A 16,704-nucleotide genomic window follows, 5' to 3' on the forward strand; every position below is an offset into this window, starting at 1 on the left:
CGTCCCGGCGATCGGCGAACATGCGGAAGGGCCCGCACCGAACGGGTCGGTGCGGGCCCTGCCGAGGGCTGAGGTGATCAGTCCTTGTTGAAGTTGACCGCGCCCTCGATGGGCGGGGCGTCGGGGACCGTGGCGGACGGCTTCGGCACGCCCCGGAAGGTGAACTTGGCGTTCTCCGCCGTGTCCTTGTCCTCCGGGTTGAAGCCCTCGGTGCCGACGATCACGATCTGGCCCGGCTTGAGCTCGTTGTACAGGATCTTCTCGGACAGGTTGTCCTCGATCTCCCGCTGGATCGTGCGGCGCAGCGGCCGGGCGCCGAGGACCGGGTCGTAGCCCCGGATCGCCAGCAGGTCCTTGGCCTCCTGGCGCAACTCGATGCCCATGTCGCGGTCCTTCAGCCGCTCGTCCACCCGGGCGATCATCAGGTCGACGATCTGGATGATCTCCTTCGGGGTGAGCTGGTGGAAGACCACCGTGTCGTCGACGCGGTTGAGGAACTCGGGGCGGAAGTGCTGCTTGAGCTCCTCCGACACCTTCGCCTTCATCCGCTCGTACGAGCCCTGCTCGTCGTTCTGCCGGGCGAAGCCCATCGAGACGCCCTTGGAGATGTCCTTGGACCCCAGGTTCGTCGTCATGATGATGACGGTGTTCTTGAAGTCCACGACGCGGCCCTGCGCGTCGGTGAGGCGGCCGTCCTCCAGGATCTGCAGCAGCGAGTTGAAGATGTCCTGGTGGGCCTTCTCGATCTCGTCGAACAGCACGACCGAGAACGGCTTGCGGCGCACCTTCTCCGTCAGCTGGCCGCCCTCCTCGTACCCGACGTAGCCGGGCGGGGAACCGAACAGCCGCGAGACCGTGTGCTTCTCCATGAACTCGGACATGTCGAGCTGGATCAGCGCGTCCTCGTCGCCGAACAGGAACTCGGCGAGGGTCTTGGACAGCTCGGTCTTACCGACGCCGGACGGGCCGGCGAAGATGAACGAGCCGCCGGGACGCTTCGGGTCCTTCAGGCCCGCGCGGGTGCGGCGGATCGACTGCGAGAGCGCCTTGATGGCGTCCTCCTGGCCGATGACGCGCTTGTGGAGCTCGTCCTCCATGCGCAGCAGCCGGGTGGACTCCTCCTCGGTCAGCTTGAAGACCGGGATGCCGGTGGCGGTGGCGAGGACCTCGGCGATCAGCTCGTCGGTGACCTCGGCGACGACGTCCATGTCGCCGGCCTTCCACTCCTTCTCCCGCTGCGCCTTCTGGCCGAGCAGCTGCTTCTCGGAGTCGCGCAGCGCGGCGGCCTTCTCGAAGTCCTGCGCGTCGATCGCGGACTCCTTCTCGCGCCGCACGTCGGCGATCTTCTCGTCGTACTCGCGCAGGTCCGGCGGCGCGGTCATCCGGCGGATGCGCATCCGCGAGCCGGCCTCGTCGATGAGGTCGATCGCCTTGTCCGGCAGGAACCGGTCGCTGATGTAGCGGTCGGCGAGCTGCGCGGCCGCGACCAGCGCGCTGTCGGTGATCGACACGCGGTGGTGCGCCTCGTAGCGGTCCCGCAGGCCCTTGAGGATCTCGATCGTGTGCGACAGCGACGGCTCGGCGACCTGGATCGGCTGGAAGCGGCGCTCCAGCGCGGCGTCCTTCTCCAGGTGCTTGCGGTACTCGTCGAGCGTGGTGGCGCCGATGGTCTGCAGCTCGCCGCGGGCCAGCATCGGCTTGAGGATGCTGGCGGCGTCGATCGCGCCCTCGGCGGCGCCCGCGCCGACGAGCGTGTGCAGCTCGTCGATGAACAGGATGATGTCGCCGCGGGTGCGGATCTCCTTGAGCACCTTCTTCAGGCGCTCTTCGAAGTCGCCGCGGTACCGGGAGCCGGCGACCAGCGCGCCGAGGTCGAGGGTGTAGAGCTGCTTGTCCTTCAGCGTCTCCGGGACCTCGCCCTTGACGATCTTCTGCGCCAGGCCCTCGACGACGGCCGTTTTACCGACGCCGGGCTCGCCCACGAGGACCGGGTTGTTCTTGGTGCGGCGGGACAGCACCTGCATGACCCGCTCGATCTCCTTGTCCCGGCCGATGACCGGGTCCAGCTTGCCCTCCCGCGCGGCCTGCGTCAGGTTGCGGCCGAACTGGTCGAGCACGAGGGAGGTGGACGGCGCGGACTCCGACGGGCCGCCGGAGGCGGCCGGCTCCTTGCCCTGGTAGCCGTGCAGCAACTGGATCACCTGCTGGCGCACCCGGTTGAGGTCGGCGCCGAGCTTGACCAGCACCTGGGCGGCGACGCCCTCGCCCTCGCGGATCAGGCCGAGCAGGATGTGCTCCGTGCCGATGTAGTTGTGGCCGAGCTGCAGTGCCTCGCGCAGTGACAGCTCGAGGACCTTCTTGGCGCGCGGAGTGAACGGGATGTGGCCCGACGGCGCCTGCTGGCCCTGGCCGATGATCTCCTCGACCTGCTGACGGACCGCCTCCAGGCTGATCCCCAGGCTCTCCAGGGCCTTGGCAGCGACGCCCTCGCCCTCGTGGATCAGACCCAGGAGGATGTGCTCGGTGCCGATGTAGTTGTGGTTGAGCATCCTGGCCTCTTCTTGGGCCAGCACGACAACCCGCCGCGCGCGGTCGGTGAACCTCTCGAACATCTCGTCGCTCCTCACAGAGCGGTTGGGCAGAGTCCGGAACGTCCGGAACTGTCCTTCCGCATGCTAGCCCGCCCCGAGGAGGCCGCCCGGTGCACTCCCACCAGGAGACGTTCCCCAGCTAAGCGCTGTTCAGTCTCATCCAACTACCGCATCGGTGCGTCATGTTCCCGCTACGCCCCAAGCGAACGGGGGCTTTTCGCAGGTCGTTCGGGGTCGCACCCGAGGATCTCCGAAGGGGGGCGAGGTCCCGGTGTACCTCGCCGCGGCGGACGCGAAACCCGGCGAGCGCTACGCCACAAGCGAACGGCCCGTCTCATGGAGGGAGACGGGCCGCCGGGGCGGGGCGGGCGGATCAGTTCGCCGCCTCGTACTGCTCGATCACGGTGGCCGGGATCCTGCCGCGCTCATTGACCTTGATGCCGTTGTTCTTGGCCCAGGCGCGGATCTCGGCGCTGCGCTCGCGGCTGGACGCGCCGCGCGGGCGGCGCCGCTTGTTGACCGTGCCGGCCTTGCGCGACTTCTCCACGAACGGCAGCAGAGAATCCCGCAGCTTCTTAGCGTTGGCGCCACTCAGGTCGATCTCGTAGGAGGCGCCGTCGATCGAGAACGCTACGGTCTCGTCCGCCTCGCCACCGTCGAGGTCGTCGACGAGAAGCACCTGAACCTTCTGTGCCATGGGGACAGACCTTTCGGCTGGAGCAAACTATGCATTCGGTTGACAAAGATATACCGGGAAGTCTGCCGATGACAATTCAAGTCGCGGATGAACATCCCTTGCGGGGCGGTAACGGCTTGACCGCGGGGTGCGCGGAGGGCGGGCCGGGCCGGGGGATGAGGCGCCGTTCAATTCCGGCGGACGGGCCGCGGCGCGGATTTCGGCGTGACCGGCGTCACGGCGCACGGCGCTGACCTGGGCCGTCGAAGGCGCATTGGACCAGGTATCGGGGCACTCGGGCATTCCACCGGGGGGACCGCGGCCGGAAAAGTGTCCACCGGGACCTTAACAGGGGCAGCACACCAGCACCGCTTGCCGACCTTTAGCCCTGCCGTAACGGCACTAACCCGGGCATGCACCCGGAATGCGCCGTAGGTCGGCGCGGGACCGGCCCCACCGGCGCCGCAGGCCCGCCACCGGCGGATGTGGACGGATTACGGGACGGCAAGCCGGGACGTAAATCTGTTGCCGTCCGGCGGGCGGGAACTGGCGGCGAGATGGCGGAGCGTAACACCGCCGGCACCAGTCCATCCCGAAATCGGGGGATAAGCGGCAGAATCCCGCTGCGGGCCGCAGTCCCCGCGAGACGGCGTCCCATCCGGAGTAAGTGCGGCGGCCCCAATGAAGGCCGACTCCCGCGTCCCGGAAGCGATCCCAAACCGGAGGGACCTTCCGGCACGAGACACATCCTCCCGGAATCCCGCCCGTAACCGGAACGTGTCCGGAACGAGCTGGTATTGGCCTGCTGAAGGCCGGGTGTCCGAAACAGTGCGGGATCTCCGCCAAAGCCCGCGGTCCCGGCCCGGTCAAAGCCGCGCGGCCGCCGGTGCGGGCGCTCAACGTGATCAGCACGGGACGTCACCGGGCGCTCCCGGACGCCGCGCCGTCATCTCCGAAGCGCCCGCAAACGCCGGTGAATCAAGGCGTGCGGCGTTTTACGACCAGGGTGCCGGCGAGCCTGTCATGGACGGCCCGGCGCTGCGTCCCCTCGTATATGAACCCGGCGTTCGCCACCCAGAACAGGCTCGCCAGAAGACCGAGAATGTGGACGGGCCGCAGCGCGATCGGCACGGAGTACACCGCTGCGCGCAGCACGGCCCTCGGCGCGCTCGGGCGGCCGTACCGGCCCTCGGCCGCGCCTGCGGGCATTCCGGGGGCCCCGGTTCGCTCAGCGTCCGTGGCGGCGCCCTCAGGGCCCGACGGGTCCGGGACGACCTGGATCCCCGCGAAGCGCTTGCCGAGGGTCTGCCCCCAGAGCGCGAGTTGCACGGCCTCGTACAGCAGCATGCAGCCCGCTACGGCCGGCGGTGCGACGACGTCCAGCTTGTGGCCGGACACGAATTCCTTCACCACGATGATGACGGGCAGGCCGACGATGAGGGTGTCGACGATGCGCGCCAGGAGGCGCTGCCCGGGTTCGGCTAGCGCGGAGTCCTCCCCCGCGCCCTCCCCCACGTCCTCCACGGTCTCCTCAGGGGGCTCTGCCGCCTCCGCCGCGGCGTCCTGAGCCGGATCCTGCTGCGCCAGAGGCTCGCCCGGCCTCTCGTACGCCAGAGCCTCCGGGGCCTCGTGCGTCCGAGGTTCACCGTCCGGGATGCCGTGGCCGGTCCCGGACGGCTCGTCCGACCCTTGCGCGGGTGTTCGCGGAGCCGCCATCGCGGCCCTACTCCGCGTACTCGGCGTACTCGCCGTATCCGACGCGCTCGTCGATGACGAGGGTGTCGGCGAAGCGGTCGTGCAGGGCCTGATGCAGAGGCTGGTCCCAGATGGCCCACAGGTACGCCATGAGCGCGCCCGCCCACACGAGCAGCATCCCGTAAGCGAAGTACTGCCACACCATGACGGCGAGGACGAGGAAGAAGAAGACGCCTATCTGGTAGGCCACGTGGGTGATGGCGGCCCGCCATACGGCCTGCGTCGTCGTCAGTTGGGTTCCTGCCGGACGCGCCTGCACGACGCCGATCCCCAAGAAGCGCTTGCCCAACGTCCGGCCCCACATGGACAGCTGTACGGCCTCGTAAACGAACGGCAGTACGGACAGGACGGCGAACAGCGTGAAGATGATGGGCCAGTTCCAGATGCCGCCGTCGTCCTCCGTCTTGCTCCCGGGCTTCCCCAGCCCGAACGCGCCGACGGTGATGGGAAGGACGAGCGCGAACCCGAAGGCCGCCACGAGCGCGTTGTCGATGACGCGGGCGCCCGCGCGCCGCAGGATCGGTGCGAGCGGCATGTCGCCGCCCGGGGAACCGCCGTACTGGGCGCCGCCGTACTGGTCGTAGGCGGGCTCATAGGACTCGTACGAGGGCTGCCCCCACTGGTCCTGCTGAGGCTCCTGCCACTGCTGTTGCGGCTGCTGCTGTTGCTGCTGCCATTGCTGTTGCTGCTGCCACGGCTGCTGTGGCTGCTGCTGCCACTGCTGGGCGGGCGGCTGAGCCTGACCTCGCCGTCCGGGCTGCTGCCTTTGCGGGGGACCCTGGTAGGGGGGCGGCGGTCCGTACGAACCCTGCCCCTGCGGCGGCTGATAGGGCCGCCCGCGGTTGGGGGAATCGCTCATGTGGGGTCAGTCCTCCAGGCGAAGCAACATCCGTGTGTTGCCCAACGTATTGGGCTTGACCCTGTCGAGGTCCAAGAACTCTGCCACGCCGTCGTCGTAAGAGCGGAGGAGTTCCTCGTACACCTCTGGCGCCACCGGAGTACCGAGGATCTGCTCGAAGCCGTGCCGTGCGAAGAACTCCACTTCGAAGGTAAGACAGAACACCCGCCGGACGCCTAGTTCCCGCGCGGTCTCCAGCAGCCTGGCGACGATGCGGTGCCCTATCCCCCGGCCGCCGTACCCCTTGTCGACGGCGACCGACCGGACCTCCGCCAGGTCCTCCCACATCACGTGCAGCGCCCCGCAGGCCACGATGGGCCCGGACTCCCCCGGCAGGGCGCCCTGGACGTCCTCGGCGACCCAGAACTCCTGGACGTCCTCGTACAGCTTCACCGTCGACTTCTTGAGCAGGCGTCGCCCCGACCCGGCGTACAGATCGACCAGCCTGCGGATCCCCTGAACGTCGGCGGTGCGGGCACGCCTGATCACGACTTCCACAAACAGGCGAGATTACCGAACGCCCCGCACACCATCGGCCGCCGGCGGTCATGCCTCCGCTGGCCGAAAGGCCGCCCGGCGCGCGGCAACCGGCGGCCGGAACCGTCCGCACCCGGCGCTAATCGCCCCGTACCGTCCGCCACGACCTGCGACTTCGCATGTTCTGGTTGGCATCCAATGGCGGTTCCGTTAGTGTCCCGCTCTGACGTCGGCCTTCCGCGAGGCGGAGGCCGAACCGCCGAGTCCACGGGCCGCAGCCGGCGCCCCGCGGAGCCGGGGACCCACTTTCGGAGCGTTCGGGGGCTCACCCTGAGCCGATGCCGTCTGGGGTGAATCCGCAGTCGCGTGGAGGTCCCGCGCGCCCTGCGGACGGGCTGCTCCGGCCCGAACCCGTCAGCTAACCCGGTAGGCGGACGAGGAGAGGAGAATTGGTGCGGACGGCTCGTTTCCGTGTCCGGGCGCTCACGGTCGCCGGCGCGCTCGTCGCCCTTTCGGTCACGCCGCACGTGGTGGTCCCGCATTCGCTCCCGACGGCGCACGCCGACCCCGACCCGTCGGCCAAGGAGCTGAAGGACCAGGCGTTCAAGCTGGCGGACCAGCTGGAGAAGCTGACCGAGCAGTACAACGGCCTGAAGGTGAAGCTGGAGCAGTCGCAGCGGGCGGCCAAGGTCGCCGCCGGGAACGCCGAGCGCCAGCAGAAGTCCCTGGAGGGCCTGCGGGAGAAGGTCGGCAGCCTGGCCGCCACGAGCTACATGCAGGGCGGCACCGACCCCACGGTCTCGTTCATCTCCGCGCAGGACCCGCAGGTCGTCCTCGACCGGGCCGCCACGCTCAACTACTTCGCCACCCAGGACAGCACGCAGGTCCTCGGACTGATGCAGGCGATGCAGTCCGCCCAGCGCGCGCGCAAGTCCGCCGAGGAGCGCGCCCAGCAGGTCACGCAGCTGAAGGCTCAGCTCACCGCGCAGAAGAAGAAGGTCACCTCCGCCTACGAGAAGGTCCGCGGCAAGGCCGTCAAGAAGGACCCGACCCTGCTGGCGAAGCTGCCCGTCATCGGCGAGGGCAAGGCCGCGCAGGCGCTGCGGTACGCGATGAGCAAGCTCGGCAGCCCGTACGTGTGGGGCGCCGCCGGTCCGAGCACGTTCGACTGCTCGGGGCTGACGATGTGGGCCTACCGTCAGGTCGGCATCAACCTGCCGCACTACACCGGCAGCCAGTGGAACGCCGGAACGCACGTCTCGGAGAGCCAGATGCAGCCGGGCGACCTGATCTTCTTCTACTCCGACCTGCACCACATGGGGATGTACGTCGGCGGCGGCAAGATGATCCACGCTCCGCACACCGGCGACGTCGTCCGTATCGCGTCCCTGGCCGGTCGGCCCATCGCCGGCGTGGTCCGCGTCGCGTAGGCGCGTGATCCGCGTCGCGTAGGTCTAGGCTCGCGGCCCCCGGTCGGCGCGCGCGCAGAACAGCCGCCCGCTGAGCAACCCTCGGCGGGCGTACCACTGCGAGGCCGTATGAACAAGGCGATCTGAACTGCGTCCGCGGCGGCGCTTCGCTCTCGCAGGGACCTACCTGCCAGTGGTGGTGCGCCGCCGCTGCGGGGTCGGACGAGTTCGCATCGCTGGACGTGCTTCCGGTCGGGCTGGGTTCCGGTTGATGACGCCCGCCGTCCCCTGACGGGCGTCGTCGGTAGCGCTAGATGAGCTGCCTCCTGGCCGCCCACACCACGGCCTCGATAGGGGTGTTGACCTCCAGCCGGTCGCAGATGTTCCGCAACCTGCGCCGCAAGGTCCGTGCGCTCAGTTCCAGCTTGCGTGCCGCCACATCAGCGGTGACACCGCTGGCGATCTGGGCGAGCAACCTGATCTCCTCGTCGCTCAGCCCGAAATCGAGTGTGGCTGTTTCCACTCCGTCCTCCCTCGTCCGTGGTTGATGACCGCGGGGATGCAGCCGTCCGCTGCACAGGCACGGGTTGGGCCTCTAACTGCATGCGTTGGGTCGCCGGGTCCGGAGCCTTCCGGACTTAGATCATCGGGTCGGGTTCCTTTTCTGTCTCGCGAGCTTGGCCGGAGGTGGCCGATGGGCCGATTGCGGGGTCGTGCGGGGGAACTCCGGGTGACGATCCACTCGTTGGCCGCATGTCAGGAACGGGTCTTGGTCGTCGCTTCCGTAACCCGTCCCTTCCTCTTGGACTCACCGGATCTCGCCGCGGACGAAGATCGTGAATCGTTTCAAGCTACGCTTCGGCTCGGAACGCTAGGCGGCCGGATCCGGCCCGTCAAGCGCTGGTTAGGTGCCGTCTGTGCCCGAATGGTCGCGATGAGTGACCGGGTTTTCGGGGATTGACATGGGAAAGCCGAACTACCTGGGAAAACACCACCGGGGCGGACGAGGAGCGACTTGCCACAGACCAGTATTCGCGAGGTCGCGAGGCGTGCCGGGGTCTCGGTTGGGACCGTTTCGAATGTCCTAAACCGGCCAGACCTCGTGGCCGAAGCTACCCGTGACCGTGTCCGCGCGGCGATCGAGGAGCTCGGATTCGTCCGCAACGAGTCCGCGCGAAGGCTCCGCAGGGGCCCCGACCGCACCGCGGGCGAGTTCGGCGACGAGCCGCGCCGCGCGTTCGGCGTGGTCGTCGAGGACCTCGCCAACCCGTACGCGGCCGACGTCGTGCGCGGCGCCGAGGAGGCGCTGAACGAGGCGGGCCACGACGCCCTCTGGCTGTCCAGCGACCATTCGGCCGCCAAGGAGGCCCGGTCGCTGGAACTGCTGGAGGAGCAGCGCGCCGCGGGCGCTCTGATCGTCCCCGTGGGGCTGGACAGGGCCGGCATCAAACGGCTGCGCGCCGCCGGGCTGAGCGTCGTCCTGATGGACCGGGACGTCTCCGACGCGTGCGCCGTGCACGTCGACCACGTCGCCGGCGGGGAGCTGGCGGCGGCGCACCTGCTCGGCCTCGGCCGGGAGCGGATCGCGTTCGTCACCGGCACGCCCGAGCCGCAGCCCTGCGTCGAGCGCCGCGACGGCGCGGCCAGGACGCTCGTGGAGGCGGGCGCCGGGAAGCCGCCGGTGCTCGTCCAGGACGCGCTGAGCCCGACCGAGGGCCGGCGGGCGGCGCGCCGCATCATGGACATGGCGCCCCGGCCGGACGGGGTGTTCTGCGCGAACGACCTGCTCGCCATCGGGCTGACCAACGAGCTGACGCGGCTCGGCGCGCGGATCCCGGAGGACATCGCCGTGGTCGGCTACGACGACATCGAGCTGGCCGCGAGCGCCGCGGTGCCGCTGACCACGATCAAACAGCCGCGCCGGGCGCTCGGCTGGGAGGCCGCGGAGCTGGCGATGGCCGAGATCCGGGAGGGCCGGTCGCACCAGCACCGCCAGGTCGTCCTCACCCCGGAGCTGGTGGTGCGCGAGTCCGCCTGACGCCCGCCGCCGATCTCCGGCATCCCGGACCATCGCACTATTGACATGGTGTCTCAGATCCTGCGTGACTTGGCCTATGGAGGACACCAGGGAACCGTCCGCGCCGGACGTGGAGGCCGCGTCGATCCTCGGGTTCGACCCGTTCGACCCCGCCTTCCACGCCGACCCCTACGCGCACTACCGGGGGCTCGCGGCGGCGGGCAGGCTGCAGCGGACCGCGGTCGGCCTGTGGGTCAGCACGTCCTACGAGCTGTGCGAGCAGGCGCTGCGAAACCCGCGTTTCGGACACCGGCCTGAGAACGGCGGCCTGTGGCGGGACGCGCCGCAGCGGAACCGGTCGTTCCTGACGATGGACCCTCCGGACCACACGCGGCTGCGCCGGCTCGTCAGCAAGGCGTTCACGCCGCGGCTGATCGAGCGGCTGCGGCCGCGCGTCGAGGAGCTGGTGGACGAGCTGCTGGACGCGGCGTCCGGCGACGTCGACCTGATCGCGGCGCTGGCGTACCCGCTGCCCGTCATCGTGATCAGCGAGATGCTGGGCGTCCCGCCGCGTGACCGGGACCTGTTCAAGGGCTGGTCGGACGCGCTCGCCCGCGGCCTCGACCCCGACTTCCTGCTGCCCGAGGCGGAGATCGCGCTGCGCGACGAGGCGCGCGCGGAGTTCGCCGCCTACTTCCGCGAGCTGGCCGCGCAGCGCCGCGCGGAGCCCCGCGACGACCTGCTGAGCGCACTGGTGGGCGTGTCGGACGGCGGCGACGTCCTGACGGAGGAGGAGCTGCTCGCGACGTGCGTGCTGCTGCTCGTCGCGGGCCACGAGACGACCGTCAACCTGATCGGGAACGGGGCGCTGGCGCTCCTGCGGCACCCGGAGCAGCTCGCCGCGTTCCGGGACCGTCCGGAGAACGTCGCGGCGGCCGTGGAGGAGCTGCTGCGCTACGACCCGCCCGTGCAGCTGACGCTGCGGGCCGCGCTGGAGGACGTCGAGCTGGGCGGCACCCTGATCGAGCGGGGGCGGCTCGTCCTGCTGCTGACGGGCGCCGCGAACCGGGACCCGTCGGTGTTCGCCGATCCGGACCGCCTCGACCTGCTGCGCTACGCCGACGGACGGGACGCGCCGCGCCACCTGTCGTTCGGGCACGGCATCCACTTCTGCCTCGGCGCGCCGCTGGCCCGGCTGGAGGGGCGGATCGCGCTGAAGAAGCTGTTCGAGCGCGACGTGACCCTCGCCGCCGAGGACGGCGACCTGGTGTACCGGGACAACCTGGTGCTGCGGGGGCTGCGCGACCTGCCGATCCGGATCGGGTGACCGGCAGGCCGCTTCTGCCTGCTACTCCGGCTTGACCAGCGGGAACAGGATCGTGTCCCGGATGCCCTTGCCGGTGAACGCCATGATCATCCGGTCGATGCCGGCGCCCAGCCCGCCGGTCGGCGGCATCGCGTACTCCAGCGCGCGCAGGAAGTCCTCGTCGAGCTGCATCGCCTCCGGGTCGCCGCCCGCCGCCAGCAGCGACTGCTCGGTGAGCCGGCGCCGCTGCTCGACCGGGTCGACCAGCTCGGAGTAGGCGGTGCCGAGCTCGGTGCCGAACCCGATCAGGTCCCACTTCTCGGTGAGCAGCGGCTCGCGCCGGTGCTGGCGGGTCAGCGGCGAGGTCTCCAGCGGGTAGTCCATGACGAACGTCGGCTGGACGAGGGTGTGCTCGATCAGCTCCTCGAAGATCTCCTGGACGAGCCTGCCCTGCCCCCACTTGGGGTCCCAGGTGATGCCGCGGGCGTCGGCGAGCTTGCGGACGGTCTCGATCGGCGTGTGCGGGGTGATCTCCTCGCCGAGCGCCTCCGACACCGACCCGTACAGCGTGATCCGCGGCCATTCGGGCAGGCCGAGGTCGATCTCGGCGCCGTCGTGGACGACCACGGACGTGCCGAGGGCCGCCACGACCGCCTTCTGGTACATGCGCTGGGTGAGGTCGGCCATGTCGTTGTAGTCGAGGTACGTCCCGTACGCCTCGAGCATGGTGAACTCGGGGTTGTGGGTGGAGTCGGCGCCCTCGTTGCGGAAGTTCCGGTTGATCTCGAAGACCTTCTCGATCCCGCCGACGACGAGCCGCTTCAGGTACAGCTCGATCGCGATCCGCAGGTACAGATCCATGCCGTAGGCGTTGATGTGCGTCCTGAACGGACGCGCCGCCGCCCCGCCGTGGATCGGCTGCAGCATCGGGGTCTCGACCTCGAGGTACCCCTCCTCGTGCCAGAAGTCGCGGACGGCGCGCACGGTGGCGCTGCGGATCCGCGCCATCTTGCGGGCCTCGTCGTTGACGATCAGGTCGACGTAGCGCTGCCGCACCCGGGCCTCGGGGTCGGTGAGGCCGGCGTGCTTCTCCGGCAGCGGCCGCAGGCACTTGGAGGTGATCGCGAACCGGTCCGCCATGACCGACAGCTCGCCGCGCCTGGAGGTGATCACCTCGCCCTCGACGCCGACGTGGTCGCCGAGGTCGACCTCGCGCTTCCAGAAGTCGAGCCGCTCCTGCCCCACCTTGGCGAGCGACAGCATGATCTGCAGGTCGCCGGAGCCGTCCCGGATGGTGGCGAAGCACAGCTTGCCGGTGTTGCGGATCAGCATGACGCGACCGGTGACGCCGACCTTCTCGCCCGTCTCGGTGCCCGGCTCCAGGTCCGGGTGTTTCGCCCGGATCTCGGCGATCGTCGCCGTGCGCGGGAAGGTCACCGGGTAGGGGTCGACGCCGGCCTCGCGCAGGCGGTCGAGCTTCTCCCGGCGGACGCGCATCTGCTCCGGAAGGTCATCGAGGGTCTCGTCACTCACGGCCCAAGGCTATCCAGCCCGCCGGACGCACCGCGAACGAGTTCGGGGTGATCGCCCGGCCCGGCCGCGACGAGGGGGCCGAGGTCGTTCCGCCGGACGATCGCGCCCGTCGCGGTCTGGACGTTCGCCGCGCCCGTCAGCGCCTTCGCGCTGCTGCCCGCGCTCGTCCCCGTCCACCACCTGCGGATCGCCTACGCGGGCGCGATCACCGGGCTCACCCCCGCGTCCGGCATGGCGGCGCAGCCCGTCGCCCGGCGGCTGGAGGCGCGGCACCCGCGGCTCGTCGCACGCGCCGGGCTCGGCGCGATCACCTGCGGGCTGCTGCTCGCCGCGCTGACCGTCGCCGCCGGCCTGCCCGTCCTCAACGCCGTGACGACGGTCGTGCTCGGCGCCGGGTACGGGTTCGTGCTGACCTACGGCCTCGGCGCGGTCGCCCGCATCGCCGCGCCCGGCGGGCTGGCCGGCCTCACCGCCGTCGCCTATGCCCTGGTCTATGTGGGGATGTTCTCGCCGCTGCTGCTGACCGTCCTGGCGAAGGCGGTCCCGCTCGACGCGGCCCTGACCGCCATGGCGGTGCTGGCCGCCGCGTGCCTCGGCTACGTCTCCCGGCAGACCCGCGCCGCCGGGTGTACGGTCCCGGACGGGCGTGCCGTCCCCGACGTCAGGGAGTGTTCCGCTGGTAGATGAGCCGGAGCCCGATCAGGGTGAGCCACGGCTCGAACACGTCGATGCTGCGGGACTCCTCCAGCACCAGCGGCGCGAGGCCGCCGGTCGCGATCACGGTCACCTCGTCGGGGTCGTCGACCAGTTCCTCCGACATCCGCTCGACGATCCCGTCCACCTGCCCGGCGAACCCGAAGATGATCCCGGACTGCAGCGCCTCCACCGTGTTCTTCGCGATCACGCTGCGCGGCCGGACCAGCTCGATCTTGTGCAGCTGCGCGCCGCGCAAGGAGAGCGCGTCGATCGAGATCTCGATACCGGGCGCGATCGCGCCGCCGACGTACTCGCCCTTCGCCGAGACGGCGTCGAACGTCGTCGCGGTGCCGAAGTCGACCACGATCGCCGGGCCGCCGTGCGTGTGCACGGCGGCCAGCGCGTTCACGATGCGGTCGGCCCCGACCTCCTTGGGGTTGTCCATCCGGATGGGCACCCCCGTCTTGACCCCCGGCTCCACGATCACCGCCTGCACGTCGCCGTAGTAGCGGCGGCACATCTCCCGCATCTCGTGCAGGACGGACGGGACCGTGGAGCACAGCGCGATGCCGCTGATGTCGGTCTCGGCCAGCAGCGGGCTCTGCTGGACCAGCCCCTGCAGGACCACCGCGATCTCGTCGGCGGTACGCCGCGGATCGGTGTTGATCCTCCAGTGCTCGATCACCTCTTCGCCCTCGAACAGGCCGAGGACGGTGTGGGTGTTACCGACGTCGATGGTGAGCAGCATCCGGTCCCCGCTGGTCAGGAGAAGTCAAGGCCGATGTCGAACACGCGCGCCGAGTGCGTCAGCGCACCGACCGCAAGGTAGTCCACCCCGGTCACGGCGACGTCTCGGGCCCGCTCCAGGGTAAGCCCACCGCTGGCCTCGAGCTCCGCCCGGCCCGCCACGAGCCGCACCGCCTCGGCCATCTGCGCGTCGGTCATGTTGTCCAGCAGGATGCTCTTCGCGCCCACCGCGAGAGCCTCTTCGACCTGGTCAAGGGTGTCGCACTCCACCTGGACGTGCAGCGACGGGTACACCGCCCGGATCGCCTCGTAGGCCTTGGTGACGCTGCCGGCCGCCGCGACGTGGTTGTCCTTGATCAGCGCGGAGTCGTGCAGGCCCATCCGATGGTTGACGCCGCCGCCGCAGGCCACGGCGTACTTCTGGAGCGCGCGCAGGCCCGGCAGCGTCTTGCGGGTGTCGCGGACCCTCGCCTTGGTGCCCTCCATCGCGTCCGTCCAGCGCCGCGCGGCGGTCGCGATTCCGGACAGGTGCGTGAGCAGGTTCAGTGCCGTCCGTTCCGCGCGGAGCACGGCCCGGGTGGGGCCCTCGACGGAGATCAGCACCTGGCCGGGGGCGACCCGGTCGCCGTCCGCCGCCTTCGCCTCGTACGCGACGTCCAGCAGCTCGAACACGACCGCGGCCACCGGGATGCCGGCGACGACGCCCGCCTCGCGGGCCCGGAAGTCCCCGGCCGACGCGGCCTCCGGCGCGAAGATCGGTTCGCTGGTCACGTCGACCGGGCCGTCCTCGTCCAGGGCCGTCCGGACGAGGTTTTCCACAGTCTGTGGATCGAGCCCGGCGTCCTTGAGCTTCTGCGAGAGTTCGGGTGTCACTCGTCGTTCCCTTCGAGAGGTTCGTATGCCGTCGTCAGGACGTTCCCCGCCAGCCGCGTGACCAGATGCCCGCGCCAGCCCGCGTCGGACCGTTCCGGGAAGTCCTGCCGCCAGTGGCTGCCGCGCGTCTCCTCGCGCAGCCTCGCGGCGGCGACGATGGCCGACGCCACGGTGTGCAGGTTCGTGGCCTCCCACGCCTCCACCCCGGGCTCCGCGCCGCCGTGCGGAAGCGCGGCCAGCTCCCGCGCGGCCGTTTCGAGCCCTTCGGCGCCGCGCAGCACCCCGGCGTGCGTGGTCATGATCCGCTGGATCTCCCCCCGTGCCTGCGGCGCGACCAGCCCACCGCCCCGGGGCACCGCCGCGCCGCGCGCGTCCGCGGGGCCGGTGAAGTCGGCGGGGCCGGTGAAGTCGGCGGCGGCCAGGTCGTCGGTGAGGGCGATGGCGATGCGGGCCGCGAAGACGAGGCCTTCGAGCAGGGAGTTGGACGCCAGCCGGTTCGCGCCGTGCACGCCCGTGCAGGCGACCTCGCCGCACGCGTACAGGCCGGGGACGGACGTGCGCCCCCACAGGTCGGTCCGGACGCCGCCGCTAGAGTAGTGCGCCGCGGGGACGACCGGGATCGGCTCGGTCACCGGGTCGATGCCGTGGTGCCGGCACGCGGCCAGGATGGTCGGGAACCGCTTCTCCCACATCGCCGCGCCGAAGTGCCGGCCGTCGAGCAGCATGCAGGGCTCGCCGGTCTCCCGCATCCGGTTCATGATCCCCTTCGCGACGACGTCGCGCGGGGCGAGCTCGGCCAGCTCGTGGCGGCCGACCATGAACCGCTCGCCGGAGCGGTCGACCAGGTGCGCGCCCTCCCCGCGGACTGCCTCGGAGATCAGCGGCTGCTGCCCCCGCGCGTCCTCGCCGAGCCACAGCGGAGTGGGGTGGAACTGGACGAACTCGAGGTCGGTGACGGCGGCGCCCGCGCGCAGCGCGAGCGCGACGCCGTCGCCGGTCGACACCTCGGGGTTGGTGGTGGCGGAGAACACCTGGCCGAGGCCGCCGGTGGCGAGCACGACGGCGCGGGCGCGGACGGCGCCGACGCCGTTCGGCTGCCCCTCGCCCATCACGTGCAGGGTGACCCCGGCGGCGCGTCCGGCGGCGTCCTTGAGCAGGTCGAGGACGAGGGCGTGCTCGATGACCTCGACGCCGGAGTCCTTCAGCTCGGCGAGCAGCGCGCGGCTGATCTCCGCGCCGGTGGCGTCGCCGCCGGCGTGCGCGATGCGGCGGCGGTGGTGGCCGCCCTCGCGGGTGAGCGAGATCTCGCCGTCCGCGGAGCGGTCGAACGCGGCGCCGAGCTCGATGAGCCCGCGGACGGCGTCCGGCCCCTCGGTGACGAGCACCCGGACGGCGGCCTCGTCGCAGAGGCCGACCCCGGCGGTGAGGGTGTCGGCGAGGTGGTCGTCGGGGGTGTCGTCGGGGGCGAGGGCGGAGGCGATGCCGCCCTGCGCCCAGCGGGTGGACCCGGCGTCGAGCAGCGCCTTGGTGACGAGCAGCACGCGCCCGTGCGGGCGGCAGCGCAGTGCCGCGACCAGGCCGGCGATGCCGGAGCCGATGACGACGACGTCGGCGTCGGCGGTCCAGCCGGGGGCGGGGGCGTCGAGAACGGAAGGGATCATGAGCCCTCCTCGGGGTTCGGTTCTCGTCATTGTGACATTATCCCCACCGGACCCGAATGCTCGGC

General features: G+C 70.7%; 14 protein-coding genes and 1 riboswitch. Of the genes, 4 read left to right on the top strand and 10 right to left on the bottom strand.

What is annotated here, in order from left to right; all coding sequences use genetic code 11:
- Positions 1-77: 77 nt before the first annotated feature.
- From F8568_RS17355 to F8568_RS17375, 5 genes are all read right to left on the bottom strand, one after another.
- Positions 78-2,612: an ATP-dependent Clp protease ATP-binding subunit gene (locus tag F8568_RS17355; RefSeq protein ID WP_151543547.1), complete on the bottom strand. Its 2,535-nt coding sequence runs from the start codon at positions 2,610-2,612 to the stop codon at positions 78-80.
- A 352-nt stretch (positions 2,613-2,964) separates the two neighbouring features.
- Complete coding sequence (locus F8568_RS17360; RefSeq protein WP_151543546.1) at positions 2,965-3,288, bottom strand: histone-like nucleoid-structuring protein Lsr2; 324 nt, start codon at positions 3,286-3,288, stop codon at positions 2,965-2,967.
- A 957-nt stretch (positions 3,289-4,245) separates the two neighbouring features.
- Positions 4,246-4,983: an RDD family protein gene (locus tag F8568_RS17365; protein ID WP_151594579.1), complete on the bottom strand. Its 738-nt coding sequence runs from the start codon at positions 4,981-4,983 to the stop codon at positions 4,246-4,248.
- A gap of 7 nt (positions 4,984-4,990) precedes the next feature.
- A complete protein-coding gene (locus tag F8568_RS17370; protein ID WP_151594580.1) occupies positions 4,991-5,881 on the bottom strand; it encodes an RDD family protein in 891 nt (296 codons plus the stop codon).
- A gap of 6 nt (positions 5,882-5,887) precedes the next feature.
- The gene (locus tag F8568_RS17375; protein WP_407924475.1) at positions 5,888-6,418 is read right to left on the bottom strand and encodes an amino-acid N-acetyltransferase; all 531 of its coding nucleotides are present in this window, start codon (positions 6,416-6,418) and stop codon (positions 5,888-5,890) included.
- A gap of 226 nt (positions 6,419-6,644) precedes the next feature.
- Positions 6,645-6,846: riboswitch (cyclic di-AMP (ydaO/yuaA leader) on the top strand.
- Between the two features lie 3 nt (positions 6,847-6,849).
- Here F8568_RS17375 and F8568_RS50425 point away from each other — a divergent pair.
- The gene (locus F8568_RS50425; RefSeq protein ID WP_151594582.1) at positions 6,850-7,827 is read left to right on the top strand and encodes a C40 family peptidase; all 978 of its coding nucleotides are present in this window, start codon (positions 6,850-6,852) and stop codon (positions 7,825-7,827) included.
- A 289-nt stretch (positions 7,828-8,116) separates the two neighbouring features.
- Here the strand turns inward: F8568_RS50425 and F8568_RS17385 are convergent, their stop codons facing one another.
- Positions 8,117-8,386 (bottom strand): LuxR C-terminal-related transcriptional regulator, encoded by a 270-nt coding sequence (locus F8568_RS17385; RefSeq protein WP_372442464.1) that lies wholly within the window; start codon positions 8,384-8,386, stop codon positions 8,117-8,119.
- A gap of 435 nt (positions 8,387-8,821) precedes the next feature.
- Here F8568_RS17385 and F8568_RS17390 point away from each other — a divergent pair, with 435 nt between their 5' ends.
- Positions 8,822-9,844: a LacI family DNA-binding transcriptional regulator gene (locus tag F8568_RS17390; protein WP_151594583.1), complete on the top strand. Its 1,023-nt coding sequence runs from the start codon at positions 8,822-8,824 to the stop codon at positions 9,842-9,844.
- 76 nt (positions 9,845-9,920) lie between these two features.
- The gene (locus F8568_RS17395; protein ID WP_151594584.1) at positions 9,921-11,150 is read left to right on the top strand and encodes a cytochrome P450; all 1,230 of its coding nucleotides are present in this window, start codon (positions 9,921-9,923) and stop codon (positions 11,148-11,150) included.
- A 21-nt stretch (positions 11,151-11,171) separates the two neighbouring features.
- Here the strand turns inward: F8568_RS17395 and lysX are convergent, their stop codons facing one another.
- The gene (gene lysX, locus F8568_RS17400) at positions 11,172-12,662 is read right to left on the bottom strand and encodes a bifunctional lysylphosphatidylglycerol synthetase/lysine--tRNA ligase LysX (RefSeq protein ID WP_151594585.1); all 1,491 of its coding nucleotides are present in this window, start codon (positions 12,660-12,662) and stop codon (positions 11,172-11,174) included.
- Positions 12,663-12,893: 231 nt separating this feature from the next.
- On the opposite strand from lysX, the gene F8568_RS17405 reads away from it, so the two are divergent.
- A complete protein-coding gene (locus F8568_RS17405) occupies positions 12,894-13,349 on the top strand; it encodes a hypothetical protein (RefSeq protein ID WP_151594586.1) in 456 nt (151 codons plus the stop codon).
- Here F8568_RS17405 and F8568_RS17410 read toward each other — a convergent pair.
- Genes F8568_RS17410 through F8568_RS17420 form a run of 3 tightly spaced genes read right to left on the bottom strand, consistent with a single transcriptional unit; the run spans position 13,324 to position 16,639 of the window.
- A complete protein-coding gene (locus F8568_RS17410) occupies positions 13,324-14,106 on the bottom strand; it encodes a type III pantothenate kinase (protein WP_151594587.1) in 783 nt (260 codons plus the stop codon). The two genes, F8568_RS17405 and F8568_RS17410, sit on opposite strands and share 26 nt — an antisense overlap.
- Before the next feature lie 14 nt (positions 14,107-14,120).
- Positions 14,121-14,978: a carboxylating nicotinate-nucleotide diphosphorylase gene (gene nadC / locus F8568_RS51035; RefSeq protein WP_407924476.1), complete on the bottom strand. Its 858-nt coding sequence runs from the start codon at positions 14,976-14,978 to the stop codon at positions 14,121-14,123.
- Positions 14,975-16,639, bottom strand: a complete 1,665-nt coding sequence (locus F8568_RS17420; protein ID WP_151594588.1) for an L-aspartate oxidase — start codon at positions 16,637-16,639, stop codon at positions 14,975-14,977. The genes nadC and F8568_RS17420 overlap by 4 nt, the downstream gene beginning before the upstream one ends.
- Positions 16,640-16,704 lie beyond the last annotated feature (65 nt).

It is taken from the genome of Actinomadura physcomitrii, assembly GCF_008923205.2.
In the GTDB taxonomy this organism is placed as follows: domain Bacteria; phylum Actinomycetota; class Actinomycetes; order Streptosporangiales; family Streptosporangiaceae; genus Spirillospora; species Spirillospora physcomitrii.